Source organism: Rhodococcus sp. NPDC055112 (genome assembly GCF_053607505.1).
The window spans coordinates 1-23,573 of the sequence record NZ_JBSGTR010000011.1; the positions used below are offsets into that span (position 1 = coordinate 1).

Annotated in this window: 22 protein-coding genes; 16 read left to right on the forward strand and 6 right to left on the reverse strand. The window is 69.2% G+C overall.

Translation table 11 applies throughout. From position 1 onward, the window contains the following. Positions 1-151: 151 nt before the first annotated feature. Both ACWFRB_RS08070 and ACWFRB_RS08075 read right to left on the reverse strand, forming a co-directional pair. Positions 152-2,593 carry a glycoside hydrolase family 3 C-terminal domain-containing protein gene (locus ACWFRB_RS08070; RefSeq protein WP_452640099.1) on the reverse strand — a complete coding sequence of 814 codons (2,442 nt, stop codon included), beginning with the start codon at positions 2,591-2,593 and terminating at the stop codon, positions 152-154. A 152-nt stretch (positions 2,594-2,745) separates the two neighbouring features. Continuing rightward, positions 2,746-3,363 (reverse strand): TetR/AcrR family transcriptional regulator, encoded by a 618-nt coding sequence (locus ACWFRB_RS08075; protein WP_452640101.1) that lies wholly within the window; start codon positions 3,361-3,363, stop codon positions 2,746-2,748. A gap of 79 nt (positions 3,364-3,442) precedes the next feature. Between ACWFRB_RS08075 and ACWFRB_RS08080 the strand changes: the two genes are divergently transcribed. The 10 genes from ACWFRB_RS08080 (at position 3,443) to ACWFRB_RS08125 (ending at position 12,269) form a co-directional block, all read left to right on the forward strand. After that, on the forward strand, positions 3,443-4,060 hold the full coding sequence (locus tag ACWFRB_RS08080; RefSeq protein ID WP_452640103.1) for a TetR/AcrR family transcriptional regulator: 618 nt from the start codon (positions 3,443-3,445) through the stop codon (positions 4,058-4,060). Beyond that, on the forward strand, positions 4,057-5,070 hold the full coding sequence (locus tag ACWFRB_RS08085) for a TIGR03617 family F420-dependent LLM class oxidoreductase (RefSeq protein ID WP_452640105.1): 1,014 nt from the start codon (positions 4,057-4,059) through the stop codon (positions 5,068-5,070). Before ACWFRB_RS08080 ends, ACWFRB_RS08085 begins: the two co-directional genes overlap by 4 nt. Beyond that, on the forward strand, positions 5,067-5,879 hold the full coding sequence (locus ACWFRB_RS08090) for an enoyl-CoA hydratase/isomerase family protein (protein ID WP_452640107.1): 813 nt from the start codon (positions 5,067-5,069) through the stop codon (positions 5,877-5,879). Before ACWFRB_RS08085 ends, ACWFRB_RS08090 begins: the two co-directional genes overlap by 4 nt. Next, a complete protein-coding gene (locus ACWFRB_RS08095; protein WP_452640109.1) occupies positions 5,876-6,832 on the forward strand; it encodes an SDR family NAD(P)-dependent oxidoreductase in 957 nt (318 codons plus the stop codon). The genes ACWFRB_RS08090 and ACWFRB_RS08095 overlap by 4 nt, the downstream gene beginning before the upstream one ends. A gap of 48 nt (positions 6,833-6,880) precedes the next feature. Next, on the forward strand, positions 6,881-7,537 hold the full coding sequence (locus ACWFRB_RS08100) for a class I SAM-dependent methyltransferase (protein WP_452640111.1): 657 nt from the start codon (positions 6,881-6,883) through the stop codon (positions 7,535-7,537). 155 nt (positions 7,538-7,692) lie between these two features. Beyond that, entirely contained in the window at positions 7,693-9,378 is a 1,686-nt protein-coding gene (locus tag ACWFRB_RS08105) for an alpha/beta hydrolase (RefSeq protein ID WP_452640113.1), read from the forward strand. Between the two features lie 65 nt (positions 9,379-9,443). Continuing rightward, a complete protein-coding gene (locus ACWFRB_RS08110) occupies positions 9,444-10,427 on the forward strand; it encodes an alpha/beta fold hydrolase (RefSeq protein WP_452640115.1) in 984 nt (327 codons plus the stop codon). A 77-nt stretch (positions 10,428-10,504) separates the two neighbouring features. Further along, on the forward strand, positions 10,505-11,140 hold the full coding sequence (locus tag ACWFRB_RS08115; protein WP_452640117.1) for a pyridoxamine 5'-phosphate oxidase family protein: 636 nt from the start codon (positions 10,505-10,507) through the stop codon (positions 11,138-11,140). Between the two features lie 59 nt (positions 11,141-11,199). Beyond that, positions 11,200-11,826, forward strand: coding sequence for a DJ-1/PfpI family protein (locus ACWFRB_RS08120; protein WP_452640119.1), 627 nt, complete (start codon positions 11,200-11,202; stop codon positions 11,824-11,826). Continuing rightward, positions 11,823-12,269, forward strand: coding sequence for a MarR family winged helix-turn-helix transcriptional regulator (locus ACWFRB_RS08125; RefSeq protein ID WP_452640121.1), 447 nt, complete (start codon positions 11,823-11,825; stop codon positions 12,267-12,269). Before ACWFRB_RS08120 ends, ACWFRB_RS08125 begins: the two co-directional genes overlap by 4 nt. Positions 12,270-12,304: 35 nt before the next feature. Here ACWFRB_RS08125 and ACWFRB_RS08130 read toward each other — a convergent pair whose 3' ends face one another. After that, positions 12,305-12,625, reverse strand: a complete 321-nt coding sequence (locus tag ACWFRB_RS08130; protein ID WP_452640123.1) for a DUF6191 domain-containing protein — start codon at positions 12,623-12,625, stop codon at positions 12,305-12,307. A 92-nt stretch (positions 12,626-12,717) separates the two neighbouring features. On the opposite strand from ACWFRB_RS08130, the gene pip reads away from it, so the two are divergent. Beyond that, a complete protein-coding gene (pip, locus tag ACWFRB_RS08135) occupies positions 12,718-13,683 on the forward strand; it encodes a prolyl aminopeptidase (RefSeq protein ID WP_452640125.1) in 966 nt (321 codons plus the stop codon). A 167-nt stretch (positions 13,684-13,850) separates the two neighbouring features. Next, positions 13,851-14,606, forward strand: a complete 756-nt coding sequence (locus ACWFRB_RS08140; protein WP_452640127.1) for an alpha/beta hydrolase family protein — start codon at positions 13,851-13,853, stop codon at positions 14,604-14,606. Between the two features lie 299 nt (positions 14,607-14,905). On the opposite strand, the gene ACWFRB_RS08145 is transcribed toward ACWFRB_RS08140, so the two are convergent. After that, positions 14,906-15,712, reverse strand: a complete 807-nt coding sequence (locus tag ACWFRB_RS08145) for an MBL fold metallo-hydrolase (RefSeq protein ID WP_452640129.1) — start codon at positions 15,710-15,712, stop codon at positions 14,906-14,908. A 71-nt stretch (positions 15,713-15,783) separates the two neighbouring features. Between ACWFRB_RS08145 and ACWFRB_RS08150 the strand changes: the two genes are divergently transcribed. After that, positions 15,784-16,734 carry a GlxA family transcriptional regulator gene (locus tag ACWFRB_RS08150; RefSeq protein ID WP_452640131.1) on the forward strand — a complete coding sequence of 317 codons (951 nt, stop codon included), beginning with the start codon at positions 15,784-15,786 and terminating at the stop codon, positions 16,732-16,734. Positions 16,735-16,800: 66 nt separating this feature from the next. Further along, the gene (locus ACWFRB_RS08155) at positions 16,801-17,883 is read left to right on the forward strand and encodes a LacI family DNA-binding transcriptional regulator (RefSeq protein WP_452640133.1); all 1,083 of its coding nucleotides are present in this window, start codon (positions 16,801-16,803) and stop codon (positions 17,881-17,883) included. Positions 17,884-17,895: 12 nt separating this feature from the next. Here the strand turns inward: ACWFRB_RS08155 and ACWFRB_RS08160 are convergent, their stop codons facing one another. Continuing rightward, a complete protein-coding gene (locus tag ACWFRB_RS08160; protein WP_452640135.1) occupies positions 17,896-18,363 on the reverse strand; it encodes a nuclear transport factor 2 family protein in 468 nt (155 codons plus the stop codon). A gap of 226 nt (positions 18,364-18,589) precedes the next feature. Between ACWFRB_RS08160 and ACWFRB_RS08165 the strand changes: the two genes are divergently transcribed. Together ACWFRB_RS08165 and ACWFRB_RS08170 are read left to right on the forward strand one after the other, a co-directional pair. Beyond that, the gene (locus ACWFRB_RS08165; protein WP_452640137.1) at positions 18,590-19,765 is read left to right on the forward strand and encodes an NADH:flavin oxidoreductase; all 1,176 of its coding nucleotides are present in this window, start codon (positions 18,590-18,592) and stop codon (positions 19,763-19,765) included. Positions 19,766-19,910: 145 nt separating this feature from the next. Continuing rightward, positions 19,911-22,241, forward strand: a complete 2,331-nt coding sequence (locus tag ACWFRB_RS08170; RefSeq protein WP_452640139.1) for an FHA domain-containing protein — start codon at positions 19,911-19,913, stop codon at positions 22,239-22,241. Here ACWFRB_RS08170 and ACWFRB_RS08175 read toward each other — a convergent pair. Further along, complete coding sequence (locus ACWFRB_RS08175) at positions 22,198-23,499, reverse strand: DUF4303 domain-containing protein (RefSeq protein ID WP_452640141.1); 1,302 nt, start codon at positions 23,497-23,499, stop codon at positions 22,198-22,200. The two genes, ACWFRB_RS08170 and ACWFRB_RS08175, sit on opposite strands and share 44 nt — an antisense overlap. Positions 23,500-23,573: the final 74 nt, after the last annotated feature.

Genomic DNA, 23,573 nt, shown 5'->3' on the forward strand with positions numbered 1-23,573 from the left:
CCGTTTCGGGTAGCGGGCTCGGTGGCGGGGCATTTCGTGACCATGCCCGGCCTACCGCGAGGGACGGTGGGGCCGGGGATGGTCTAGATGCCTGCCCACCGCGAGGGACGGTGGGCAGGCATGGTCTCAGGCCGTACTCGACAGTGAACTGTCAGACGGCCGCTTGGATGGGCAGGATGAGGGGGCAGTCGGCGGAGGAGGGGCCGACCAGCAGGTCGTACGCGCCGGGTCGGTAGGACCAGGATCGATGCTCCTCATCCCAGATCTCGAAGGCGCGACGCGGCAGAGTGATTGTAGCCGTTGCTGTTTCGCCGGGATTCGCTTCCAGGCTCGCGAAGCCGGTCAGCGCGCGAGCGGGCCGATCTCCCCGGTCGCCCTTGGCTGCCAGGTACACCTGAGCGACCTCGCGCCCGCGCCGGGATCCGGTGTTGCGGACACGGACCGTGACGGTCTCGCCGTCCTGCTCGACGCCCTCGTACTCCCATGTCGTGTAGCCCAGGCCGTGTCCGAACGCGTAGGCGGGCGCGACGTCGGACCGGTCCCAGGCCCGGTAGCCGATGAACAGGTCCTCGGTGTAGTGGAGTGTGCCGTCGACGGGGGTGACGTCGGTGACCGGGCAGTCCGCGAGGGTGGCGGGCCAGGTGGTCGGGAGCCGGCCGCCGGGCTCGGCCAGTCCGACCAGGACGTCGGCCAGCGCGGCGCCGGCCTCCTGTCCGGGGAACCAGCTCAGCAGCACCGCCGCGACCTCGTTGCGCCACGGCATCTCCACCGGTGAACCCGCGTTGACGATGACGACGGTTCGCGGGTTGGCCGCGGCCACGCGGGCCACCAACTCGTCCTGGCGACCGGGCAGATTCAGGGTGGTGCGGTCGAAGCCCTCCGACTCCACCTTGTCGGTGGTCGCGACGACGACGACGGCCACATCCGCCCGCTTCGCTGCCTCCACCGCCTCGGCCATCAGCTCCTCCGCATCCCGCTGCGGTGCGAGGTGGCCGAGGCTGAGGCTGACGATGTCGATGGGCGAGCCCTCCATCTTCGCCGGTGTGTGCCTGAGGACCACCTCGACGGGCTCCCCGGCGGTCAGTTCGACGGCGCCGCGGTCCTTCGGTGCGCCGAAGAACAGCTCGAAGGGGTCGAAGCTCTCCAGTGGCTGGTCGCCGTCGAAGAGGGTCTCGCCGCCGACCGTCAGGGTGAACTGTCCCAGCCCCTTGGTGCCGAAGCTGTGCGCCCCGCTCTCCTGCGGCGTGAACGTGCCGAGCACCTCGATCGTGTGCAGCGCCTGGTAGTCGATGCCCTCCGGGAGGACGCCCATCCAGGTGATCATGCCGTTGGGCAGCGCGAGCTCGCGGAGCAGCGCCCCGTCGGCGTCGTAGATCCGGGCGCGCAGCTCGAATCCCCGTTCTGCGGTACCCATCTCGTCGCTCAACGTCGCGCCGATGCTGTAGCTGAGGGCGCCGCCGGGCAGTGCTGCCGTCAGGCCGTCGAGCGGGGAGACCACGGACTCGGGGAAGACCATGGCGGAGCCGCCGCCGAGCACACGGGCCTCGCGGGCTGCCAGTCCGATCAGTGCGACGGTGGTGTCGGCCGGGTTGATCGGCAGGATCGGCGCCCCGCCCTGAGCGGTGTTGCGCACCAGGACAAAGGAACGGCCCGCGATCTCGCGGGCAATCGCACGGCCGTCCACGGTCTCGGGGAACTCGGTCACCGCCGGCCGGGCGCTCTCGAGCACGCCGGCTCTCGCCGCGAGCAGCAGAACCCGGCGCACGGCGTCATCGATCACCGACTCGTCGACCTCGTCATTGCGGACGGCCGCGGCCAGCAGCTCGCCGTAGACGGATCGCGGGCCGGGCATCGCGATGTCGAGGCCGCCCAGAATCGCGCCCACGGTCGAGTGCGTTCCCATCCAGTCGGAGACCACGCAACCGTCGAAGCCCCACTCGCCGCGGAGCACGCCGTTCAGCAGCTCGTTGTGCTCGCTCATCGTGGTGCCGTTGACGCTGTTGTAGGCCGACATGATCGCCCACGGTTGCGCATCCTTGACGATCGTCTCGAAGGGGGCGAGGTAGAGCTCGCGCAGCGCCCGCTGGGAGACGATGTTGTCGACGGACATGCGGTCGGTCTCGGCATCGTTGGCGACGAAGTGTTTGACGGTGGTGCCGACGCCGCCGGACTGCACGCCGCGGACATAGCCGGAACCGATTGCGCCGGTGAGGAATGGGTCCTCGGAGTAGGCCTCGAAGTGTCGTCCGCCTACCGGTGTGCGGTGCATGTTCACGGTCGGCGCGAGCAACAGGTGCACGCCCTTGCGGCGCGCCTCCTGCGCGAGCAGCACTCCCGCCCGGGCGATCAGGTCCGGGTCCCAGGTCGCCGCCATCGCGGTGGGGGACGGCAGCAGGATGGACGGGTCGTCGGGCCCCCAGAAGACTCCGCGCACGCCGACCGGCCCGTCGGACATCACCAGGGATCCGAGCCCGATCTCGGGGAGGGCGGGCAGCGTCCACATGTCCTGGCCCTGGAGCAGTCGCGTCTTCGCGTCAAGGTCGAGCTTGGCGATCGCCGATTCCACTGCCTCGCGCGTTGCCTCGTCGTCCATCGTGAGCCCCTTCGTCGTCGGCCGAGTGTGCTCGGCGTGCCGGTCGGGAGAAGTGACCGCCGGCTCGCCGGTCCGCCTGAAGGCGATATTGCCAGGCTACCTTGCGATCACTAGGTGTTGTTATCTAAACGTTACGAACTCGGCGGTGGCCCCTAGTTCTTGTCGGCCCTGTTCTCGACGTGGTCGCCCGCGCTGAGCAGGGCGATGAAGTTGCGGAAGGCGGCGGTCATGTCCACCTCATCCGGGGCCAACAGCCACTGGATCTGCATGCCGTCGAGCATCGCGATGAGCAGCGGCGCGGCCTGCTCGGGCGCGAGTCCGCCCGGCAGTCGGTCGCCGAACTCCTTGCGCAGCAATTCCGCGAACGCGCCGCGGGCGGCGGAATAGCGCTCGGTGAAGTACTCGCGCGCCGGGTGCTGTCCTGTCGTGCTCTCCGCGGCCAGCGCGGTGTAGGTCTGGACGACGCCGGGGCGTCCGGCATTGAACTCCACGATCTGTTCGAGGTGGGACAGTCGCACATCCGTCGACCTCGCGAGAAGGGCCGCGACATCCCACTGATCGCGGGCCTCGAGCACGCCGATCAGCAGGTGCTTCTTGCTGGGGAAGTAGTGCAGAACGCCCGGCTGCGTCAGCCCGACGCGCTCGGCCACCGCGGCGAGGGTGGTGGCGCGGTACCCGCTCTCCGCGATCTCGGCCATCGCGGCCTCGAGGATGGCCTCGCGCCTGGCCTCTGCCCTGGCCGCACGTCCGCCCCGCTGTCGCTCCGTCACGAGGTGAGCCTAACGACGAGGGTCGGCTCCGGCGCGCAAAGCGCCAGCCCCTACTAATGTAACGAGTTACTATGTAATGGTGAAGTCAGAGACCCCGGCCCGCGCGGGGCGCCCCCGCGATCTGAGCAAGGACCAGGCGGTGCTCGTCGCCGCGCGGCGTCTGCTGGCGGAGGTCGGCTATCAGCAGACGACGGTCGCCGCGATTGCCCGGATGGCCGACGTGAACACGCCTGCCATCTATCGGCGGTGGCCCACCCGTGAGGCGTTGATCGAGGAGGCGGTGCACGGGACGGGAGGGCATCCAATGCCCGAGGAGTCCGGTGACCTGCGCGCCGATCTCGCGACGTGGGTGCGGATCTTCCTGGTCCGAGCCGCGCGTCCCGCCGCGCGCGCCGGCGTGCCGGGCCTGCTCGCCGATTCGCAGTCCGAGGAGGCGCGCCAACGCCTGCTCGCCATCGGTGCGCCGGTGCGCAAGGCCTTCCGGGATCTGCTGGAGGGTGCCGTCGCCCGGGGGGAGATCGACGCCGGGGTGAACGCGATGTTCCTGTTCGACCTGCTCTCGGGCACCACGACCATGCGTGGGCTCACCAGGGGAGTGGAGGACGAGGAAGACTTCGTCGACGCGCTCGCCGGGTCCCTGTACGTCCTGGCCGCGCACGCGACCGAGGCGGCGGACATCAAGTCGGTGCGCCGATGAAGGTCGACGTGCAGCTGGACGGCCGACCCGAGGATGCGGCCGCGCGGGCGCGTGAGCTCGTCGCGCTGGGTGCGGACGGGTTGTTCACCTTCGAAGGGGCCCATGACGTGTTCGTGCCGCTCGTCGCGGCGTCGGGTGTGGTCGAGGCGGACCTGATGACGAACGTTGCCATCGCGCTGCCCCGCAGCCCGATGCACCTGGCCCACACCGCCAACGATCTGCAGACCCTGAGCCGCGGGCGGTTCCGTCTCGGCCTGGGCTCACAGATCCGGCCGCACATCGAGCGCCGCTACGGCACCGAGTGGTCGAAGCCTGCCGCCCGCATGCGCGAGACAGTGCTCGCGATCAAGGCGATCTTCGCCGCGTGGGAGGGCGGTGCACCGCTCAAGTTCCAGGGCGAGTTCACCACGCACACCCTCATGCCCCCGACCTTCAATCCCGGCCCCAACCCGTATGGGCCCCCGGAGATCTGCCTCGGGGCGCTTGGCCCGCTGATGACGCGGGCGGCCGCGGAGGTCGCGGACGGACTGCTCGTCATGCCGTTCAACAGCGCCCGGCACTTCCGGGAACGGACCCTGCCCGCGATCGAGGAGGGACTCGAACTCGGCGGACGTTCACGATCGGACCTCGCGATCTACCCCCAGGTCATCGTGGGCACCGGCCGAACCCAGGAGGAACTGGAGGCGGCGGCGCGTGGTGTGCGGCGCCTGCTCGCGTTCTACGGCTCCACCCCGGCGTACCGGCCGGTGCTGGAGGTGGAGGGGTGGGCGGACGTGCAGCCGGAACTCAACGTGCTCTCCAAGCGCGGCGAAGTCGCCGCGATGACGGAGTTGATCGACACCACCATGATGACCACGCTCGCGGTGCACGGGACGCCCGAGCAGTGCGCGGCGGAGATCGTCGCCCGGTTCGGCGACCACGCAGACCGGGTGTGCTGCTACTTCCCCGGCTATCCGGTCTCGAATGACCATGTCGCCGAGTTGATCTCGGCGGTGAAGGCTGCCCGATGACGGCCGGGGTTTCCGTCGCGGTCGAGCAGGGGGTCGCGGTGGTGACCCTCGACCGACCCGACCGGCGTAACGCGTTCACCGGCGCGATGGGCCGCGCGCTCGGTGAGATCTATCGGACTCTCGACGAGGACGATGCGACCAGGGCCATCGTCCTCACCGGTTCGCCCCCCGCGTTCTGCGCGGGTGCGGATCTCGCCGGTGGAGGCGACACCTTCGACGCTCCCGCCGCCGAGTTCACCGCCTCACCGGTCAATCCGCCGGCCTTCGATCTGCGCAAACCGGTGATCGCCGCGGTTAACGGGCACGCCATCGGAATCGGGTTCACGCTCGCGATGCAGGCCGACATCCGGATCGTCGCCGAGGACGCCAAGTACGCGATCCCGCAGGTTCGCCGCGGGGTGCTGCCCGACGCGATGTCTCATTGGACCGTCCCACATTTCGCCGGGATGGCGGCCGCGGCGGATGTTCTGTTGACGGGCCGCACCTTCGACGGCGTCGAGGCGGTCCGGCTGGGGCTGGCGAGCCGGTGCCTGCCGTCCGACGAGGTGCTGCCCGCAGCTCTGGATGTCGCCCGTGACATCGCGGCGAACACCGCACCGATGTCGGTCGCGTTGTCCAAACGACTGCTGTGGCAGACCGTTCGACACGGGTACGGCCCGGAGCGAGTGGCGGCCCTGGAGACGGACCTGCACCTGCGGGTGATGGGCAAACCCGATGCGGCCGAGGGAGTTCGCGCGTATCTGGACCGGCGCGACCCCCGGTGGACGGCGCGGCTGTCCACCGACTGGGAGGAGATCACCCCGAAATGACACCGCAACCGACCCGCCGAGAGACGGGCTCTCTCGACAGCGCGAGCACCGCAGCGGAGGTCCTCGCCGGCATTGACCTGAGTGGGCGCACCGTGCTCGTCACCGGGGCCACGAGCGGCCTGGGCGCCGAGACCGTCCGGGCGCTGGCCGGTGCGGGCGCGCATGTCATCCTCACCGCCCGCGACACCGCCGTGGCAGGCTCGGTGGCGACGCGGATCCGTGACACCCATCCCTCGTCGGATCCGGAGGTCTTCGGACTCGACCTCGCAGACCTGGAAAGTGTTCGTGCCCTAGTGGATAGGCTGTCCGAACGGCGGATGCGAGTGGACGTCCTGATCAACAACGCCGGGGTGATGTACCCGCCGTTCGAGCGCACCCGTGACGGGTTCGAGCTCCAGTTCGGTACCAACCATCTCGGCCACTTCGCGCTCACCAGCCTGCTGCTACCGTCGCTGTCGGCCGCCGCCGATCGGTCCGGCGTCCCGGCCCGGGTGGTCACGGTGTCCTCGGATGCGCACCGGGCGCACCCCGTCGATCTCGTCGATCCGAACTTCGAGAGCCGGACCTACGACAAGTTCGTCGCCTATGCCCAGTCCAAGGCCGCGAACGTGCTGATGACCGTCGAGCTCGAGCGACGGTTCGGCGGCCAGGGCGTGCACGGCTTCTCGGTTCATCCGGGTGTGTGTGCCACCGGTCTCGCTCGCCACATGTCCCGGGACGACATGGCCGAGATGAAACGCATGTCGGCAGGCTCACCGAACGTGCTGACGAACCTCAAGTCCATCCCCGCCGCCGCGGCGACGTCGGTATGGGGAGCGACCGCGCCCGAGCTCGACACGGTGGGCGGTGCCTACCTCGCGGACTGCAGGATCGGTGCGGCAAGCGACCACGCCGGCGATCCCGCCACCGCAGCTGCCCTGTGGGAGTTGTCCGCCCAGCTGACCGCCCCGTGACAGACTGGGCGTGACAGGGGTGGTCGTCGCATCTTCCGGGGGGTTGAGATGAGCAAGGTCGGCAACGAAAAAGTCGAGCAGGTCTTCGACAAGATGGCCGCACACTACGAGCGGCAGATGGGTCTGTTCGAACGTTTCGTCCTCGGCGACGCCCGGCAGTGGGCCGTCGCGCAAGCACGCGGCCGGGTGCTCGAGATCGCGGTCGGCAGTGGGCTGAACCTGCCGCTCTACGGCCCCGCGGTGGAGAGCATCGTCGGGGTGGACCTGTCCGAGGGCATGCTCGAGATCGCCCGTCGAAAGGTCCCTGCGGGCGAGACCGGGCGGGTGGACCTGCGGCACGGCGATGTGCAGGCGTTGGACCTACCGGACGCGTCGGTGGACACAGTCGTCTCCACCTTCACCTTCTGCACCATTCCCGATCCGCAGCGAGCCAGTGCCGAGGCGATACGAGTGCTGGTGCCGGGCGGACGCTTCGTCCTGGCCGAGCACGGCCCATCCACGAATCCTGTTGGGCGAGCGATGATGCGCGCCGTGAACCCGCTGAGCGTGCGATTCGGTGCCGATCACCTCACCCGTGACCCGGTTCCCTACCTGACGGCCGCGGGGTTCTCCGTCGACGAGGTTCACCGAAGTGGGCGCGGTGGCATCGTCTTCCGCGTCCTCGCCCACAAGGCCGATCGGGATCCTGCCGGGCCCACGGGGTGACGGGCATGTGGAGCTGACCGGTACCTATGTCAATGGAATACCGGCGACCGAGGCATGTTCCAATGGTGGAGGTTTGGCCTGGGGGAGTCGGGCCGAGGCAGGAGCGCAGTTTGCCGACACGGCGACTTCGCCACAGGGGGAGAGGTTCAGTGCGCATGGTTTTTTGGGGGCGGGCTCGGCGTTCGCGCGTCATCGTGGCGGCGGGATGCGCGTTGTTCAGCGGGTTCGCCGCGAGCGTCCCCGCCACCGCGGCATCGGCGCCCGAGCAGGGCATCCCTTCCGGCTATGCCGAACAGGAGCTCCGCTGGCATCCGTGTCCCTCGGACATCCTCGACCACGCGCTGGCCGGCGAGGCTTACGCGGCGGCCCGATCGGCGGTACCGCCCGGACTCGACTGCGCCCGCATCCGAACTCCACTCGACTGGGCGGATCCCGCCGATGGGCGTGAGGCGACCTTTTGGATCTCGAGGCTTCCCAGCACGGGAAGCGCGACCACACCGCTGCTGACCAGTACCGGCGGTTCGGGCGCCGGCACCCTCCTCGATCCCCATAGCTTCGCCGGCGGAATGCCGGAGCTCCGGGAATCGTTCGACCTCATCGGATTCGACGCGCGGGGAACATCCACGTCGTCGACGGCGCAGTCCTGTGATCCGGCCGCCTCCGGAGATCCTGTCCTCCTCGGTACCGGCTCGAGGGAGGGCTACGACGTCCTCGACCTCACGGCGCAGTCCGCTGCTCGCCAGCTGGACGACGCGCGGCGGTGGACCGAGCGATGCCTCGCCGGGGCGGCCGCAACCCCGGATGGCGGGTCCACGGCGCCCTACGTCACCTACTGGCAGACGGTGCGTGACCTGGACCTGGTGCGGCGGCTCCTGCGCGCGGACAAGTGGAACTACCTCGGGGTGTCGCAGGGGACCGCCCTCGGGAGAGAGCTGGCGCGGACCTTTCCCGGACGCGTCGACCGATGGGTGCTCGATTCCGTTGTCGATCCGCTCAGGAGTACGAACGAGGTTCTGCAAGAACGGTATCGGGCCCGGCAGCAGGCAGTGCAGACCGAGTTCGCGCCCTGGGTGGCGACCCGCGGAACCATCCTCGGCGACACCGCAGAGCAGGTACTGGCATCGATCACGAAGCTCCGCGCCGAGCTCGCAGCCCGGCCGATTCGTCTCCTCGGGGATCAGGCGTTCACTGCGAACGACCTGAACTCGATCCTGTTCGGTGTCGGGAATGCCGCGAACGAGGCCGTGTTGTCGAAGCTCCTGACGATTCGTGCAGCGGTGTCCGGGGATTTGTCCCCCGCATCGGTGCAGGCCGCCGTCGCGATGGTCTCCCAGTTCCAGCTCTCGCCGTTGATCGACCGCGAGCTCGGCGCCGTCCTCTCCGGCGGCCCCCGGCAGGGCTGGTGGACGGCCTACAACTGCAATGCCGGCGATTGGGGTCATGACATGGCGGCCATTCTGGCGGAGCAGCAGCGGGCGGCCGAGCGGGCGCCGCTGACGTACCTCGGGATGGGGTTCTCCCCGGTGTGCGCACAATGGCCGTTCCCCGGGCAGCCGGATTCGCGGTCGGGGTGGGGCGATGTGCCGGGCATGCTGCTGATCACCAACGAGCGGGACGCCGTCACGCCGGCCGAGGGCGCGCGCGCCCTCGGCGACCTGGTTCCCGATTCGCGACTGGTCACGGTGGAGGGCAAAGCCGCACACCTCGTCCTGCCTCAGCGAATGCCGTTCGGGCTCCCGGGCGGCGTCCCTGGAACCAGCTCGTGCGCCACGGACATCGCCGTCCGCTATCTGACGACCGGTGAACTGCCGCCGAAAGACCAAATCTGCAAACCCAATTGAGCCTGGAGTCCATGGTGGACAGCGAGACGTCACAGCGATCGGGGCCGCGCCGCATTCTCCGTGTCGTGGGGCGAGTGATCGTCGGTCTCGTCGCGCTTGCCGTCCTCGCCGTTGCGGTCTCGGCCGGCTTCCACCGGTGGCAGACACCGCGCGACAAGGCGGCCATCGAAGCGGCGATGGGTTCCGATCATCGCTATGTCGAGGTGGACGGGCACCGGATGAGCGTCGCGGTCCAGGGTTCGGGACCGCGGACCATCGTCCTGCTGCCCGGTCTGGGCACCCCGGAACCGATCCTCGACTTCGCCCCGCTGGCACGACGCCTGGCGGAGAAGAACACCGTCGTCACCGTCGAGTATTTCGGGCTGGGCCTCAGCGACGGCACCGACGCCCCGCGCACCAGTGAGGCGATCGTCGACGAGACCAGGGCCGCGCTCCGGGAATTGGGGCTGGGCGGACCCTATGTCCTGATGCCCCATTCGATTTCGGGTCTGTACGCGATGTGGTGGGCGACCCATCACCCGGACGAGGTCGCCGCCGTGGTGGGCCTGGACGACGAGCGTTACACCTCCGGTCTTGCTCAGGACTCCCCGGCGTGGCCGGGCTGGATGTCCGCCGTCACCGCGGCCGGTGGCATCCGAGACCTGATCGCCCTGGACAAGAGCACCGACTACCTGGGTCTGGTGGCCGACTACCGGCAGAGCCTCGGCGACACCGCCGAGTACACCCCGGACCAGCAGGACCTGTACTTGCGGGCCTACTCGTGGGTGTTGAACCCGACCATGCTGGACGAGGCCGCCCGCGAAGCGGAGAACGTGCGTGCGGCCGAGGGCGCCGTGTTCCCTCCCGCGTTGCCTACCCTGTCGATCCTCGCCTCCTCCTCGCTCACGGCGGACCCGGAGTGGGAGTCCTCGCACCGCGCGGCGATCAGCAATCCCGCGATCCAGCAGGTCACGATCATGGACGGCCACCACTACCTGTTCCACGCTCACGCCGCCTCGATCGCCGCGCTGACGGAGCGCTTCATCGACGACCACGTCAAGGCGCCCTGAGCCCAAAATTGCGGTCTGGTTGTTTTGCTCGATTCTGGGCCTGTCGACCATGCCGGAAAGTGGGCACGATTCGGTGCATGGACCGGATCAGGAGATACCCAGACCTCGCCAGCAGCCACCGGGCCGATCTCGACGAGGTGCTCGACGCCGCGTCGGTCGGCACCCTCGCGACGGTGGTGGACGGACTGCCGTGGGTGGTGCCCATGCTCTACGCCCGCGACGGTGACCGCATCGTGCTGCACGGGTCGACGGGTGCGGGCGCCCTGCGGCACGTCGCGGCAGGCGCCCCGGTTGCGTTCTCTGTGACGATGCTCGACGGGATCGTGGTGGCGGACACCCTGTTCGACTCCACGGCCAACTATCGGTCGGCAGTCGTGCGGGGCCGCCTGACCGCGTTCCGCGGGGATGGTGCGGTGGACGCCCTCGACCTGTTGTCCGATTCACTGATCCCCGGCCGGAGCTCGGAGGTCCGCACCCACACGAAGAAGGAGCTCGCGGCGACCCTGGCGATCGCCCTGCCGATCGAGCGGGGCTGCTGGACGGTCAAGGTGCGCGACGCGCCCCCGCCCGCGCCGTCGGCGGCCTCCGGTGAATGGGCGGGCGTGGTCCCGCTGCGGACCGTGGCCGGTGCGCCGGAACCCGCGCCGTGGGTGGGGGAGGGCGTCCAGGAGCCGGAATCCGTGCGCCGGCTCGTCGCCGCGGTCCGGGCGTGATGTGCTCCCTTGGCCAAGACCTCAGTGACAGCATGCTGTCTTTATGACAGAATGCTGTCATGAGGACTCAAGTGGTGCATCTGGCCATCTACGACACCCTCGCGGACTGGGAAACCGGTCACGCCATCGCGCACATCAACCAGCGTCAGTGGCAGCGCGAACCGGGCCGCTACTCGGTGTCCACCGTCGGGCAGACCCTGGACCCGGTGACCACCAACGGTGGCGTGCGCATGATCCCGGACCTCGTCCTGACCGATCTGGACCCCGAGGACAGCGCGATGCTGATCCTGCCCGGGGCCGACACCTGGATCGGGGGCGATGCCTTGGCCCCGTTGGCGGCCAAGGCGCGCGCGTTCCTCGATGCGGGCGTGCCGGTCGCGGCGATCTGCGGCGCGACCTACGGGCTCGCGGGCGAGGGCCTGCTCGACGAACGCGACCACACCAGCAACGTCGCGTATTTCCTGGCCATGACCGGCTACAAGGGCGGCGGCCGGTACCGGGACGAGCCCGCGGTGACCGATCGGGATCTGATCACCGCGGGCGCGACGAACCCCGTGGAGTTCGCCCGCGAGATCCTGGGTCGCCTCGATGTCTACACTCCGGAGGTGCTCGACGCCTGGTACCGGCTGTACGCGCACTCGGACGCGAGCGCCTTCGAGGTGTTGCAGGCGGCGACCGCGCAATGACCGAGCCCAAGCCGGCCGGGCTGCTCTCCGGCGCCGCCCTGACCGCGTTCCGGCTCAACGGCCAGTTCTTGGCGGTAGCCGAGCAGCTGGCTCGGCCGGCCGGCCTCACCGCCGCATGGTGGCAGGTGCTCGGAGCGATCGTCGACGAACCACTGCCGGTCGCAGGCATCGCGCGGGCCATGGGTATCACCCGCCAAAGTGTGCAGCGGATAGCAGATCTGATGGTGGACAAGGGGTTTGCCGAGTATTCGCCGAATCCCGCCCATCGCCGGGCGAAGCTGCTGCGGCTGACCGCCGAGGGTCGGGCGGCGATGGCGCGCATCACGCCCGACCAGCGCGCGTTCGCCGACCGGCTCGCGAATCAGCTGGGCGTCGAGGAATTCCGGCGGGCACTGGAGGCGCTGGAGCAGCTGTCGGCGGCCCTCGACGTGCTGGCGGATTGAGGGCAGGGCGGGCTTCCCCACCGTGCCGAGTGCCGTCAGCGCGGGACGTCGTCGGCGTTGCGCAGCACGGCACGGTTCGACGCGATGTCCACGCGCACCAGCGGCGGTGCACCGTCCGCGTCGTCCTCGCGATGCATCAGGGACACCTGGCGCTGCTCGAACTCGTGGTGCTTCGAGCCCTGGAACACCGCCGTGACCTCCTCGAAGCCGGTCGCCGACACGGTGCGGCCGCCACCACGTCGGGTCCACGGCAACATCCGTCCGCCGGTCACCCGATTGAACAGGGTCTCGGCGAACGCGGCCAGGACGAGCAGGCACACCAGCCCTGGAATCGTCATCGCGAACAGCATCCCCATGCGGTCCGAGTGTAATGACCATCCGCGGCACGCGTCGTGAGCGAGAGCTCGCGGATGTGGATCGGACGTCGTCGGTTCGGCATGCTGTTTCGGTGAGCACGCGATACCCGCCGGTCGAGCCGCACGAATCGGGCCTACTCGACGTGTCCGACGGGCATGTCCTCTACTGGGAGAGCGTCGGCGACCCCGGCGGGGTGCCGGTCTTGTTCCTGCACGGCGGTCCGGGCTCCGGTTGTACCGCCGGTGCACGACGGTACTTCGATCCGTCGCGGAGTCGGGCAGTGTTGTTCGATCAGCGTGGTTGCGGCCGCAGTCGCCCGCTCGCGGATGGACCGGACACGGACCTCTCCTCGAATACCACCGCTCACCTGGTCGCTGACATCGAGCGGCTGCGCGAACATCTGGGTATCGATCGGTGGATCGTGAGCGGGATGTCGTGGGGAGTGTCGTTGGCGTTGGCGTACGCGCAGCAGCACCCCGGTCGGGTGCTGGCGATGGTGCTCGGCGCGGTGACCGCCGGCACCCGGGTCGAGATCGACTGGATCACCCGCGCGATGGGGCGGGTGTTCCCGCAGGAGTGGGAGCGGTTCGTCGAGGGGGTCTCCGAGAGTGAGCGCGGTGGTGATCTCGCCGCGGTGTACGCGCGGCTGCTTTCGGACCCGGACGCGGCGGTTCGTGAGGAGGCCGCCCGGCGGTGGTGTGAGTGGGAGGACACGCACGTGTCCCTCGTACCCAACTGGTCGCCGAGCCTGCGGTACTCGGATCCGTTGTTCCGCAGTGTCTTCGCGCGCCTGGTCACGCACTACTGGAGTCACGACTGCTTTCTCGAGGAGGGGCAGATCATGGCCTCGATGGACCGGATCGCGACCATCCCCGCGGTGCTCGTGCACGGTCGCTATGACGTGTCCGGTCCGTTGGATACCGCGTGGCAGCTCACCCGGTCGTGGCCGGCGAGCCGGCTCGTGGTCGTCGACGACGCGGGACACGGCGGCGGTGGGTTCGTCGCAGAGTTCACGGCAGGCGTTGACGCAATGCTTGCCCGCGTTCTGAATCCCTAGCTGATAACCTCCGGAGGTCGCCGAAAAGACGACCGTGACAGACCCGAGGAGGTGAGACCCGTGAACGCTGTATCCACTGGGTGCTCCCGCTCTTCTTCACGGTTGGGCGACTGAAGTAAGACGTCGCCGGGAGCGCCTCCACTAGGCATCCCGAAAGGCACCAACCTATGCATTTCACTGCGGAGTCATCGTCGAACGGTGTCGTCGAACGCAATTTCACACTGGGTGAGGTCACCGGCCTGCTGTGGTCGCCCGCATCCCGTTCCGAAGGCGCGCCCCTGGTGCTCATGGCGCACGGTGGCGGCCAACACAAGAGGGCTCCGGGAATCTTGGGCCGTGCGCAGCGCTTCGTGGCCGCCTGCGGTTTCAACGTCGCGGCCATCGATGCGCCCGGGCACGGTGACCGGCCCCGGACCGCGGCGGACGAGCAGCACATCGCCCTCTTGCGGCAGGCTCAGGCGGCGGGTGAGCCGCTCGCCCCGGTCGTCGTGGAGATCCACAAGGACCTCGCGGCGCGTGCCGTGCCGGAATGGCAGGCGACCCTGGACGCCCTGCAGGCACTGCCGGAGATCGGCGCCGACGGTCCGGTCGGCTTCTGGGGCATCATGCAGGGCACCGGGATCGGGGTGCCGTTGGCGGCGGTCGAGGCCAGGATCGCCGCGGCGGTCTTCGGCTGTCTCGGGCATGAATCGCTGACCGAGGCGGCGGCACAGATCACCGTCCCGATCGAATTCCTGCTCCAGTGGGACGACGAGCACGTCGAACGTCAATCCGGTCTCGCGCTGTTCGACGCCTTCGCCTCGAAGGAGAAGACGCTGCACGCCAACGCGGGTGGGCATGTCGACATGCCCAGATTCGAGGTCGACAGCGCGATCCGCTTCTTCGCCCGTCATCTCGGGCAGGTCGGTGCGTCGCCGGCCTGACGTGACGGGGATCGGGTGATGTTGTTCGGAATCCGGCCCAGGGATTCGGCCGTATATGTATAAATGGGTCGTCCCTCGAGTCGGTCGAGGCGGCGGCAGATTCCAACGGTAAGAAGGAGTCTCGATGCTGGTGTTCGACCCCGTTATCTCGTTGTTCAACGAGATCGCCAGTGCGCTCGGTTCTAGCGACTCGGTCATCGAGACCTAGTGCCCCTCCAGAAACGGTGGGTCGAGTCACTGGATTCGACCCACCGTTTCCGTGTTCGGGGGAGTGCCCGCGGTCGCGTCGCCCACAGAGTTCAGATGTCGAAATACGTGCCGGGCACCGGGGTGTGAAGGCGACTTTCGAGCCCAGCGGACTCGAAAGCCGCCGTGAACCGGTCCGCGCCTTCGGTGAAGTGCGCCCAGCCGTCGGTGTGCACGGGGATGACGACGGACGGGGTGAGGATCCGGGCCACCTCGACCGCCTCCGCCGACGTCAGGGTGACCGGCACCGGGAAGCGGCCGGGATCCGCGGCCCCGGCGAAGAGGACCGCGATGTCGACGGGGCCGAGCCGTTCCCCGATCTCGCGGGTCAGCTCGACCGACGCATTGTCCCCAGAGATGTAGATCGTGGGAATTCCCTTGGCGCTGAGCACAAATCCGGCGACTGTGCCGGTGATCGGTTCGCATCCGGCGGGGCCGTGCAGCGCCGGGACCGCCGTGACGGTGAGCTCGCTGCCGTCCGGGGTGGTGATCGCCGTGTGGTCCCACGGCGCGAGTCCGGTCACCCCGGGCAATCGCCCGGCCGCCTCCGGCGTGGAGAGCACCGTCTCGACCCGGCCCAGTAGCCGGCGGCCCGCATCGTCGAGGTTGTCCGCGTGCTGATCGTGCGAGAGCAGTACGAGGTCGATGGGGCCGAGTGCCTCCGCGGAGAGTGCGGGCGGGGTCAGCTTGGTCAGGGTGACGCCGCCCTCGTAGCTGCCCGGCTCGTCGAACGTCGGATCGGTGAGGATGCTCAGGCCGGCCACCGACAGGTGCAGGGTGGGGCCGCCCACGAGGACCGCCCGAACTCCCTGTCCCGCTGCGGAACCGGTCGAGGTCTTGCTTGCCGTTGTCGAGGTCATGCCACAAGGATCGACCGAGCACCCCCCTCGCGGCCAGTGGCCCGCAGGACATGATTCGCTAGGATCGGGCCATGGTCGGATCCGTCGCGGTGATTGCCTTTCCCGATATCAGCCCGTTCCATCTCTCGGTGCCGTCGCTCGTCTTCGGGCACGCGGAGAACCGCGGCATCGCCCCGCGCTACCGGGTCACCATCTGCGCCGAGGACCCGGGCATCCTGCCGACCAACGCCGGCTACGACATCGCCGTTCGGCGTTCCCTCGACACCCTGGTCGAGGCGGACACGGTGGTGGTCCCGAGCTGGGTGCCTGCCCGTCGTCCGTCGGATGCGCTGCTCGAGTCGATCCGGCGGGCACACGGACGCGGGGCACGCATCGTCGGACTGTGCCTGGGCGCCTTCCCGATTGCCGATTCCGGGATCCTCGACGGGCGCGAGGCGGCGACCCATTGGCATGCCGCGGAGGACCTGGCGCGTCGGCATCCGCAGGTGACGGTCCGATCGGACGTGCTGTGGTCGGATCTGGGTGACGTGGTGACCTCGGCCGGTACGGCCGCGGCGCTCGACTGCTGCCTGCATCTGGTCCGATCGGACCACGGTGTCTCCGCCGCGACCACGCTCGCCCGCCGGCTGGTGCTGGCTCCGCACCGCAGCGGCACCCAGGCGCAGTTCATCCCGGTCCCCGTGCGCGAACAGGACGGTGAGGACGAGATCGAGCGGGCGATGGCGTGGGCCCGAATGAACCTGTCCGAGCCCGTCGACCTCGATCACTGGTCGCGCGTTGTGCTGATGAGCAGGCGCACCTTCACCCGGCGGTTTCGCGAGCGCACGGGGTCGAGCCCGCAACAGTGGCTGCTCGTGCAGCGGCTGGATCGAGCCCGCCTGCTGCTGGAAACGACGGAGTTCGGGATCGACGCGGTGGCGGGCGCGTCGGGCTTCGGGTCACCGGCCTCGCTCCGGCTGCATTTCGGGCGCGCGTTCGGAATCAGCCCGTCGGCGCATCGTGACCAGTTCTCGACTGCGTGACCGGGCGTGGCCGGGCAGGCATACAGTCGGTTGGATTCCGGGAGTGCGGCAATCGATTGTCGACAGGTGACGCGTGTAGCGTTCCGGGTATCCCGCTCCGAGATCCGGCACGGGCGGTCGGAGGTCAAGGGGACGACGGTGGACCGGGCGCGAGAACGACGGCCGACCAGCGCAGACGTCGCGCGTCACTCCGGGGTGTCGAGGGCCACCGTCTCCTACGTGCTCAACGGTCGAGACGATCACCCGATCAGCGAGCAGACGAAGCGACGCGTGCTGGCGAGCGTCGACGCCCTCGGATACACGCCGAACCTCACGGCGAGCGCCCTGCGCGCCGGGCGCAGCAACATCGTGCTGATGCCGATGCCCGACATCCCGCTGGGGTTCGCGGTCGACGCGATCCTGCAGGGGCTCGATCGTGGCCTGTCCGAGCGGGGGCTCCGGTTCCTCCTGCACGGCGACCGCAATTCGGGTGGCGTGACCGGTGCCCGCGCGTGGGCGCAGCTCCGCCCGGCCGCGGTCTTCACCGACACCGCGCGTTGCGACGCCGAGGCGACGGCGTTGCTGCGCAGGGCCGGGGTGCGGGCCGTGCTCCTCGCCGGGCCCGAGGCGGTTCCCTACGCGCCGACGGCGCGGTTCGAATTCGATTCGTTGGCCGACTGCGCGGCAAGGTATCTCGCGGGCCGGCGCGGCCATCGACGACTCGCGTGCCTGGTGCCGGGCGCCGAACTCGCCGAGCTCGGGGAGCGCCGGTTCGGGGTGTTCGTGTCGGCGGCCGCGCAGGAGGGGGCCTCGGTCGAACGGGTCGACTGCGTCCTGTCGATCGACAGCCTGCTTCCGGTCCTCTCGACCTGGCGCGATCCGGGACGGCGGCCGGATGCGGTGTACGCGTACGACGACGAGTTCGCGTTGGTGCTGATCCAGGCCCTGCGGGAGGTGGGGCTCGAGGTGCCGCGGGACATCGCCGTCGTCGGGTCAGACAACCTGCCGCTCGGCGCGATTCTGCGACCGCAGCTGACGACGACCTGTGTCGACCTGCCGGCTATCGCGTCCGGCCTGGCGGAGTCGATTCATCGTCTGGTCGACGGACGCCCCTTCGAACCGCTCGGCGATCTGTTCGCCCCGCGGGTGGTGGTCCGGCAGTCGGCCTGACCGGGTCGGCGGTCAGCGCGGGGTGATGACGGCCCGGTCCCCGGTCTCCGCGCGGACGGCGATGACACGGCTCGCCAACGCCCAGCCTGCGTCGGTCCGGGCCCACGAATCGTTGTAGTCGCCGAGGCATTCGTAGACCGCGCCCTCGTTCGCGCCTGCACCGACGTGGAACGCCCGGAAGTACGACCGGGTCCGGGCGGTGTCCCCGTCCAGCTGCACCTGCACGTTGCCCATCAGGTGCTGCGTCGCGCCGCATACGTCGAGGTGGGCCCGGACCACGGCGAGCACCGCGTCGGCGCCCTCGACGAAGTAGGCGCGGGCATCCTCGGTCATCGCCGACCGGAGCCCGGGCCAGTCCTTCGCATCGAGTCGGGCTTGAAACCGGTGCAGGCTGTCGACCACCGCCAGGTGATCGAGTAGCTGCCCGAAATCGGCGGGCGGGGTCGATCGGAACGTCGAATCTGGCCCATCGGTTCGCACAGCGGCGCCGCCCTTCCCATGGTTGATGGTCGTGTTTTCCCTGGCCCAGCGGGTGACACGTGTAACACTCTATGCGCCCGCCGCCCGGCGCCATGAGGTTTCCCGCTGAGTGAGACGGGTCACATCGGGTTCGGGTGTTCGGCCGCAATCTGGTGCACACACCTGACCCCGACGGCCGGCTCACTCGTCCGTGCCGCGGTCCACTCGAACACATTGGAGGACTCCCATGACCCACCCCGACGTCCTGGCGCCGGCGAAGCTGGGCCCGATCACCTTGCGGAATCGGGTCATCAAGTCCGCGACTTTCGAGGGCAAGACGCCGAATGCTCTGGTGACCGATGAGTTGATCGAGTTCCATCGCCGCCCGGCCGCGGGCGGGGTCGGTATGTCCACGGTCGCGTATTGCGCGGTGGCGCCGGAGGGGCGTACGGAACGCGGGCAGTTGTGGATGCGACCGGAGGTCTTGCCGGGGTTGCGGCGGCTGACCGACGCTATTCATGCCGAGGGGGCGGCGGCGTCGGCGCAGTTGGGGCACGCCGGTCCGGTGGCGAATGAGAAGTCGACGGGTCTGCCTGCGCTGGCGCCGTCGCGGTCGTTCAATCCGTTGAGCATGAAGATGATCCGGTCGGCGTCGAAGGATGACATCGCGCGGATCACTGAGGCGCATGGGACGGCGGCGCAGCTGGCCGTCGATGGTGGCTTCGATGCGGTGGAGATCCATTTCGGCCACAACTATTTCGCGAGTTCGTTTCTGAGTCCGAAGCTCAACAAGCGCAAGGATTCCTTCGGTGGTTCGCTGGAGAACCGGGCGCGGGTGGTCGTCGACACCGCGCGTGCGGTGCGTGAAGCGGTCGGCGACAGGGTCGCGATCCTGGCGAAGTTGAACATGGATGATGGTGTGCCGGGCGGCTTTTGGATCGATGAGGCGATCCAGGTCGCGCAGTGGTTGGAGTCGGACGGCAGTGTCGACGCGCTGGAGCTGACGATGGGCAGTTCGCTGCTGAACCCGATGTATCTGTTCAAGGGTGACGCCCCGGTGCGGGAGTTCGCGGCGGCGATGCCGCAGCCGGTGCGGCTGGGGGTGCAGTTGGTGGGCAAGCAGATGCTCCACGCGTATCCGTATCGGGATCTGTTCATGCTCGAGCAGGCGCGGCAGGTCCGCGCTGCGGTGAAGCTGCCGTTGGTGTTGTTGGGTGGGGTGACCGATCGGGCGGGGATGGACACCGCGATGGCGGAGGGTTTCGAGTTCGTGGCGATGGCTCGTGCGTTGCTGCGTGAGCCGGATCTGGTCAATCGCATCGCCGAGGATGCGTGGACGAAGTCGTTGTGTATCCACTGCAACAAGTGCATGCCGACGATTTTCTCCGGCGCGCGCTGCGTGCTCGTCGAACGCGCAGGATAGTCGCGGGCGTGGCGGCCTGAGGCACGGCTGGACGGCGTCCAACGGCCCCATCGGGCACCGAGGAGGTATCGATGCTCTGGCATGCGTGCGACCATGGAAGGAGTCGACGCTCTACACCCGATGACGCTGATCGGAGGCCGTGGCGATGGACGACAGGGCGAACAAGGAGCACCCGGAGCACCCGCGGGTCGTGGTCGAGGCCGGACACGGCCGCACCAGCCACAGCGCGGACAGACCCGTACGCATCGGCAGGGATCCGCAATTGGAGATCACGATCGTCGATCCGTTGGTGTCGCGCGAGCATGCACGGCTCAGGTGGGACGAGGGCTGGCAGCTCGTCGACGCCGGCAGCAAGAACGGGATCTACGTCGGCGGCGAGCGCCGAGAGAAGATTCCCGTCACGAGCGACGTCCTCGTCCGCCTGGGTGACGCGGTCGAGGGACCCGTCGTGCGGCTCTCGATCGAAGATCCCGACGCGACGAGACTGGACGTGGGCGGTCGATGGGACGAGTCGACGATCGAGGCAGGGGCCCCGAGCGCCCCGCCCCCGACACCGCATGAGGCGGCCCCGGCGGGATCCCTCACGGTGGGACGGTCGCCCGACAGCGACATCGTTGTCCGGGACGTGCTGGCATCACGCCATCACGCCATCGTCCACAACTTGCCGTCCGGCCTCGAGATCGACGACCTGGGGAGCGTCAACGGAACGTTCGTCAACTGCGCCAGGGTGTCGCGCGCGCAGCTGACCGACGGCGACGTCGTCACGATCGGCAACACCGATTTCAGCGTGCAGGAAGGCCGACTCGTTTCACGGCAGGCGATGACGCCGACCGCGGGCGGTCTGCGTGTGGACGGCGTCGGACTCACCATCGAAGGAGGGCGGCGGCTGCTCGAGGACGTCACCTTCGCTGCCCGACCGGGGAGTCTCACCGCGGTGATCGGCCCTTCCGGCGCGGGAAAGACCACCGTCGCCAAGATCATCTCCGGTTCGGAAAGACCCACGGAAGGAGTGGTCGAGTTCGAGGGCCGCAGCGTGCACGTCGACTACCAGGTGCTGCGTTCTCGCATCGGGATGGTCCCCCAGGACGACGTCGTGCACCGGCAGCTGACCATCTCGCAGGCGCTCGGTTATGCCGCCGAACTGAGGCTGCCGCCTGACACGAGCCGGGCCGACCGCGAAGAGGTGATCGCGACGGTGCTCGACGAGCTGCAGCTGACCGAACACGCCGCCACCAGGGTCGACCGCCTGTCCGGCGGACAGCGCAAACGTGCATCCGTCGCGCTGGAGTTGCTGACGGGTCCATCACTGCTCATCCTCGACGAACCGACCTCGGGTCTCGACCCTGCGCTCGACCGGCAGATCATGGCGACCTTGCGCCGCCTCGCCGATTCGGGCCGCATCGTCGTCATCGTCACGCATTCGCTGTCGTACCTCGAGATGTGCGATCAGGTGCTGCTCCTCGCACCGGGCGGCAAGACCGCCTACGTCGGCCCGCCGGACCGGGTGGGGGCCGCGCTCGGCAGCACCGACTGGGCCGACATCTTCGCCCGCGTCGCAGCCGACCCCGACGGGGTGTTCGCCGAGTACCGCGCCACCCGCCCGGTGGTGGAGGCGCCACCCCCGACCCCGCCAGGGCCGCTCGGCTCTCCCGCGCACACCTCGGGGCGCAAGCAGTTGAGCACCGTCGCCCGCCGCCAGGTTCGGCTGATCCGCGCCGACCGGGGCTACCTGATCTTCCTGTCGCTGCTGCCCTTCGTGCTGGGCGGCTTGGCCTTGCTCGTGCCGGGCGACACCGGGTTCGGGCCGTCTGGTTCCGACGTGTCCGGCGAACTCACCCAGATCCTGGTGGTGCTGATTCTCGGCGCCGCCTTCATGGGCTGTTCACTGACGATCCGCGACCTGGTCGGAGAGCGCATGGTCTATCAGCGCGAACGTGCCGCCGGGCTGATGCCGTCCGCCTACCTGACGGCGAAGATCGTCGTGTTCTGCGCCGCCGCGATCGTGCAGTCGGTGATCATGGTGATGATCGTCTACGCGGGCAAGGGTTTCCCCGGTCGCGGCAGCGTGCTCTCCTCCGGTTCCGTCGAACTGATCGTGGACATCGCCGTCACCACATGCTGCTGCGTGCTGGTCGGATTGGCGTTGTCGTCGGTGGCGCGCTCGAACGAGCAGGTGCTGCCGATGCTGGTGGTCACGATCATGGCGCAGCTGGTGATGTGCGGAGGATTGATCACGATCACCGGACGCGCCGTACTCGAACAGTTTGCGTGGCTCTTCCCGTCCCGCTGGGGGTTCGCGGCCGCGGCCTCGACGGTGGACCTGGTCACGAATTCCACCGGTACCGAGCCGGACACGCTGTGGCAGCACACCGCATCGTGGTGGCTGCTCAGCATCGCCATGCTGGTGCTCATCAGTTGTGTGCTCGCCGTCTTCACCTACAGCCGGCTCCGGCTGCGCCGTCCGCGCCGGGGCTGACCGCCTCCGTTGTGGGGGTACCGAGTTCGCCGACCACGGCGATGGCATCGCGGACGAGGGTGTTCGGGTCCGTCGCCAGCCGGTGCAGTTCGGCGTGGAACCGCTCGCGCTGGTTTGGGGTCAGTGGCATGTCCGCGAGCACGAACACGGCGTGCCGCCGGATCGCCGTCCACGGCGAGGCAAGTCCCGCGAACGCCGCCTCGACCTCGTCTGTGTCGATGATGCAGTACCCGCTGCCGGGGGCCAATCGGTCACACACCGCGCCGTGCAGTGCTGGATGCTCGGCGAGCGCCGCCTCCAGCGGGCCGTAGTCCAACGGCTCGTGGACGCCGACGTCCCGGAAGGAGGTGTACGGCGCGCTGAGCCCCCGGACGGCGACCTCCAGGGGAAGCCGATCGAGCCGGGCCGTCACCAGGGCCATCCGGCCGAGGCGGGAGAGCGCCGCCGCGGCCCAGGCTCGGTCGGGTTCCCCCAGTCGACGGTCGCCCACGATTGCGTCCAGCTCGGCCACCACTTCCGTTGTGGGGGTGCCGAGCTCACCGAGAAGCTTCGCCCACGGCCATATCTCCCGCGCGGCAGGCAGGTGCCCCAGGATCGCGGGCACCGCGTCGGGCCCCAGCTCGCGGAGCCAGGAACGTGCACGCTCGGCACCAGGAGGCGCATGGGTGGGGGAGTCGGCGATCGCGATCAACTCGATCACCCTCTGCTCGGGCGGCATCGCGGCCAGCCGGTCGATCGCCCGCTGTTCCTCGTCGAGCTCGGGGAAGTGCCTGCGCACCTGGGTCCTGGTCAGGCTCAGCGGAATCAGCTCCCACGCCTCGTCCATGGCCACCGCGACGAATTCGCGGTCGACGACCCCCTCGTCGACCAGGGTGCGACGCGCCGCCTTGCAGGCCTTGGCGACCGCGCGCTCGAACCGGTCGTGGACGGTATGCCAGCGCTTGCCGCCGTCTGCCGTCGCGGCCGCCTCGACCCGCCCGGCCCAGCCGTTCTCCGCTTCGCCCGGGTCGAGCTGCCACGGCCAGTCGGCCGGGCTCCACCGAAGCGCGTCGGCGTCGTGGCGGTCGGTCACGACCGACGCGAGGGACTCCTCGCTGACGACCCCGATCATCGGCCACGCGATCACTCCGCCGGCCTCGGCATAGAACCCGTGCACGGCGGCGCCGTAGATCCGGTCGTCGGCGTGCTCCTCGCGCATCCGGCGCACGAACGCCACGATCTGATCCTGCACGGCCGCTTCCACTCTCGCCCAGTCCACCTGTCCGAGCGTAGGAGAGGGCACGGACGCCCCGGACCGGCTGCCCCCGGTGAGATCGGCGGGAACCACGCCGG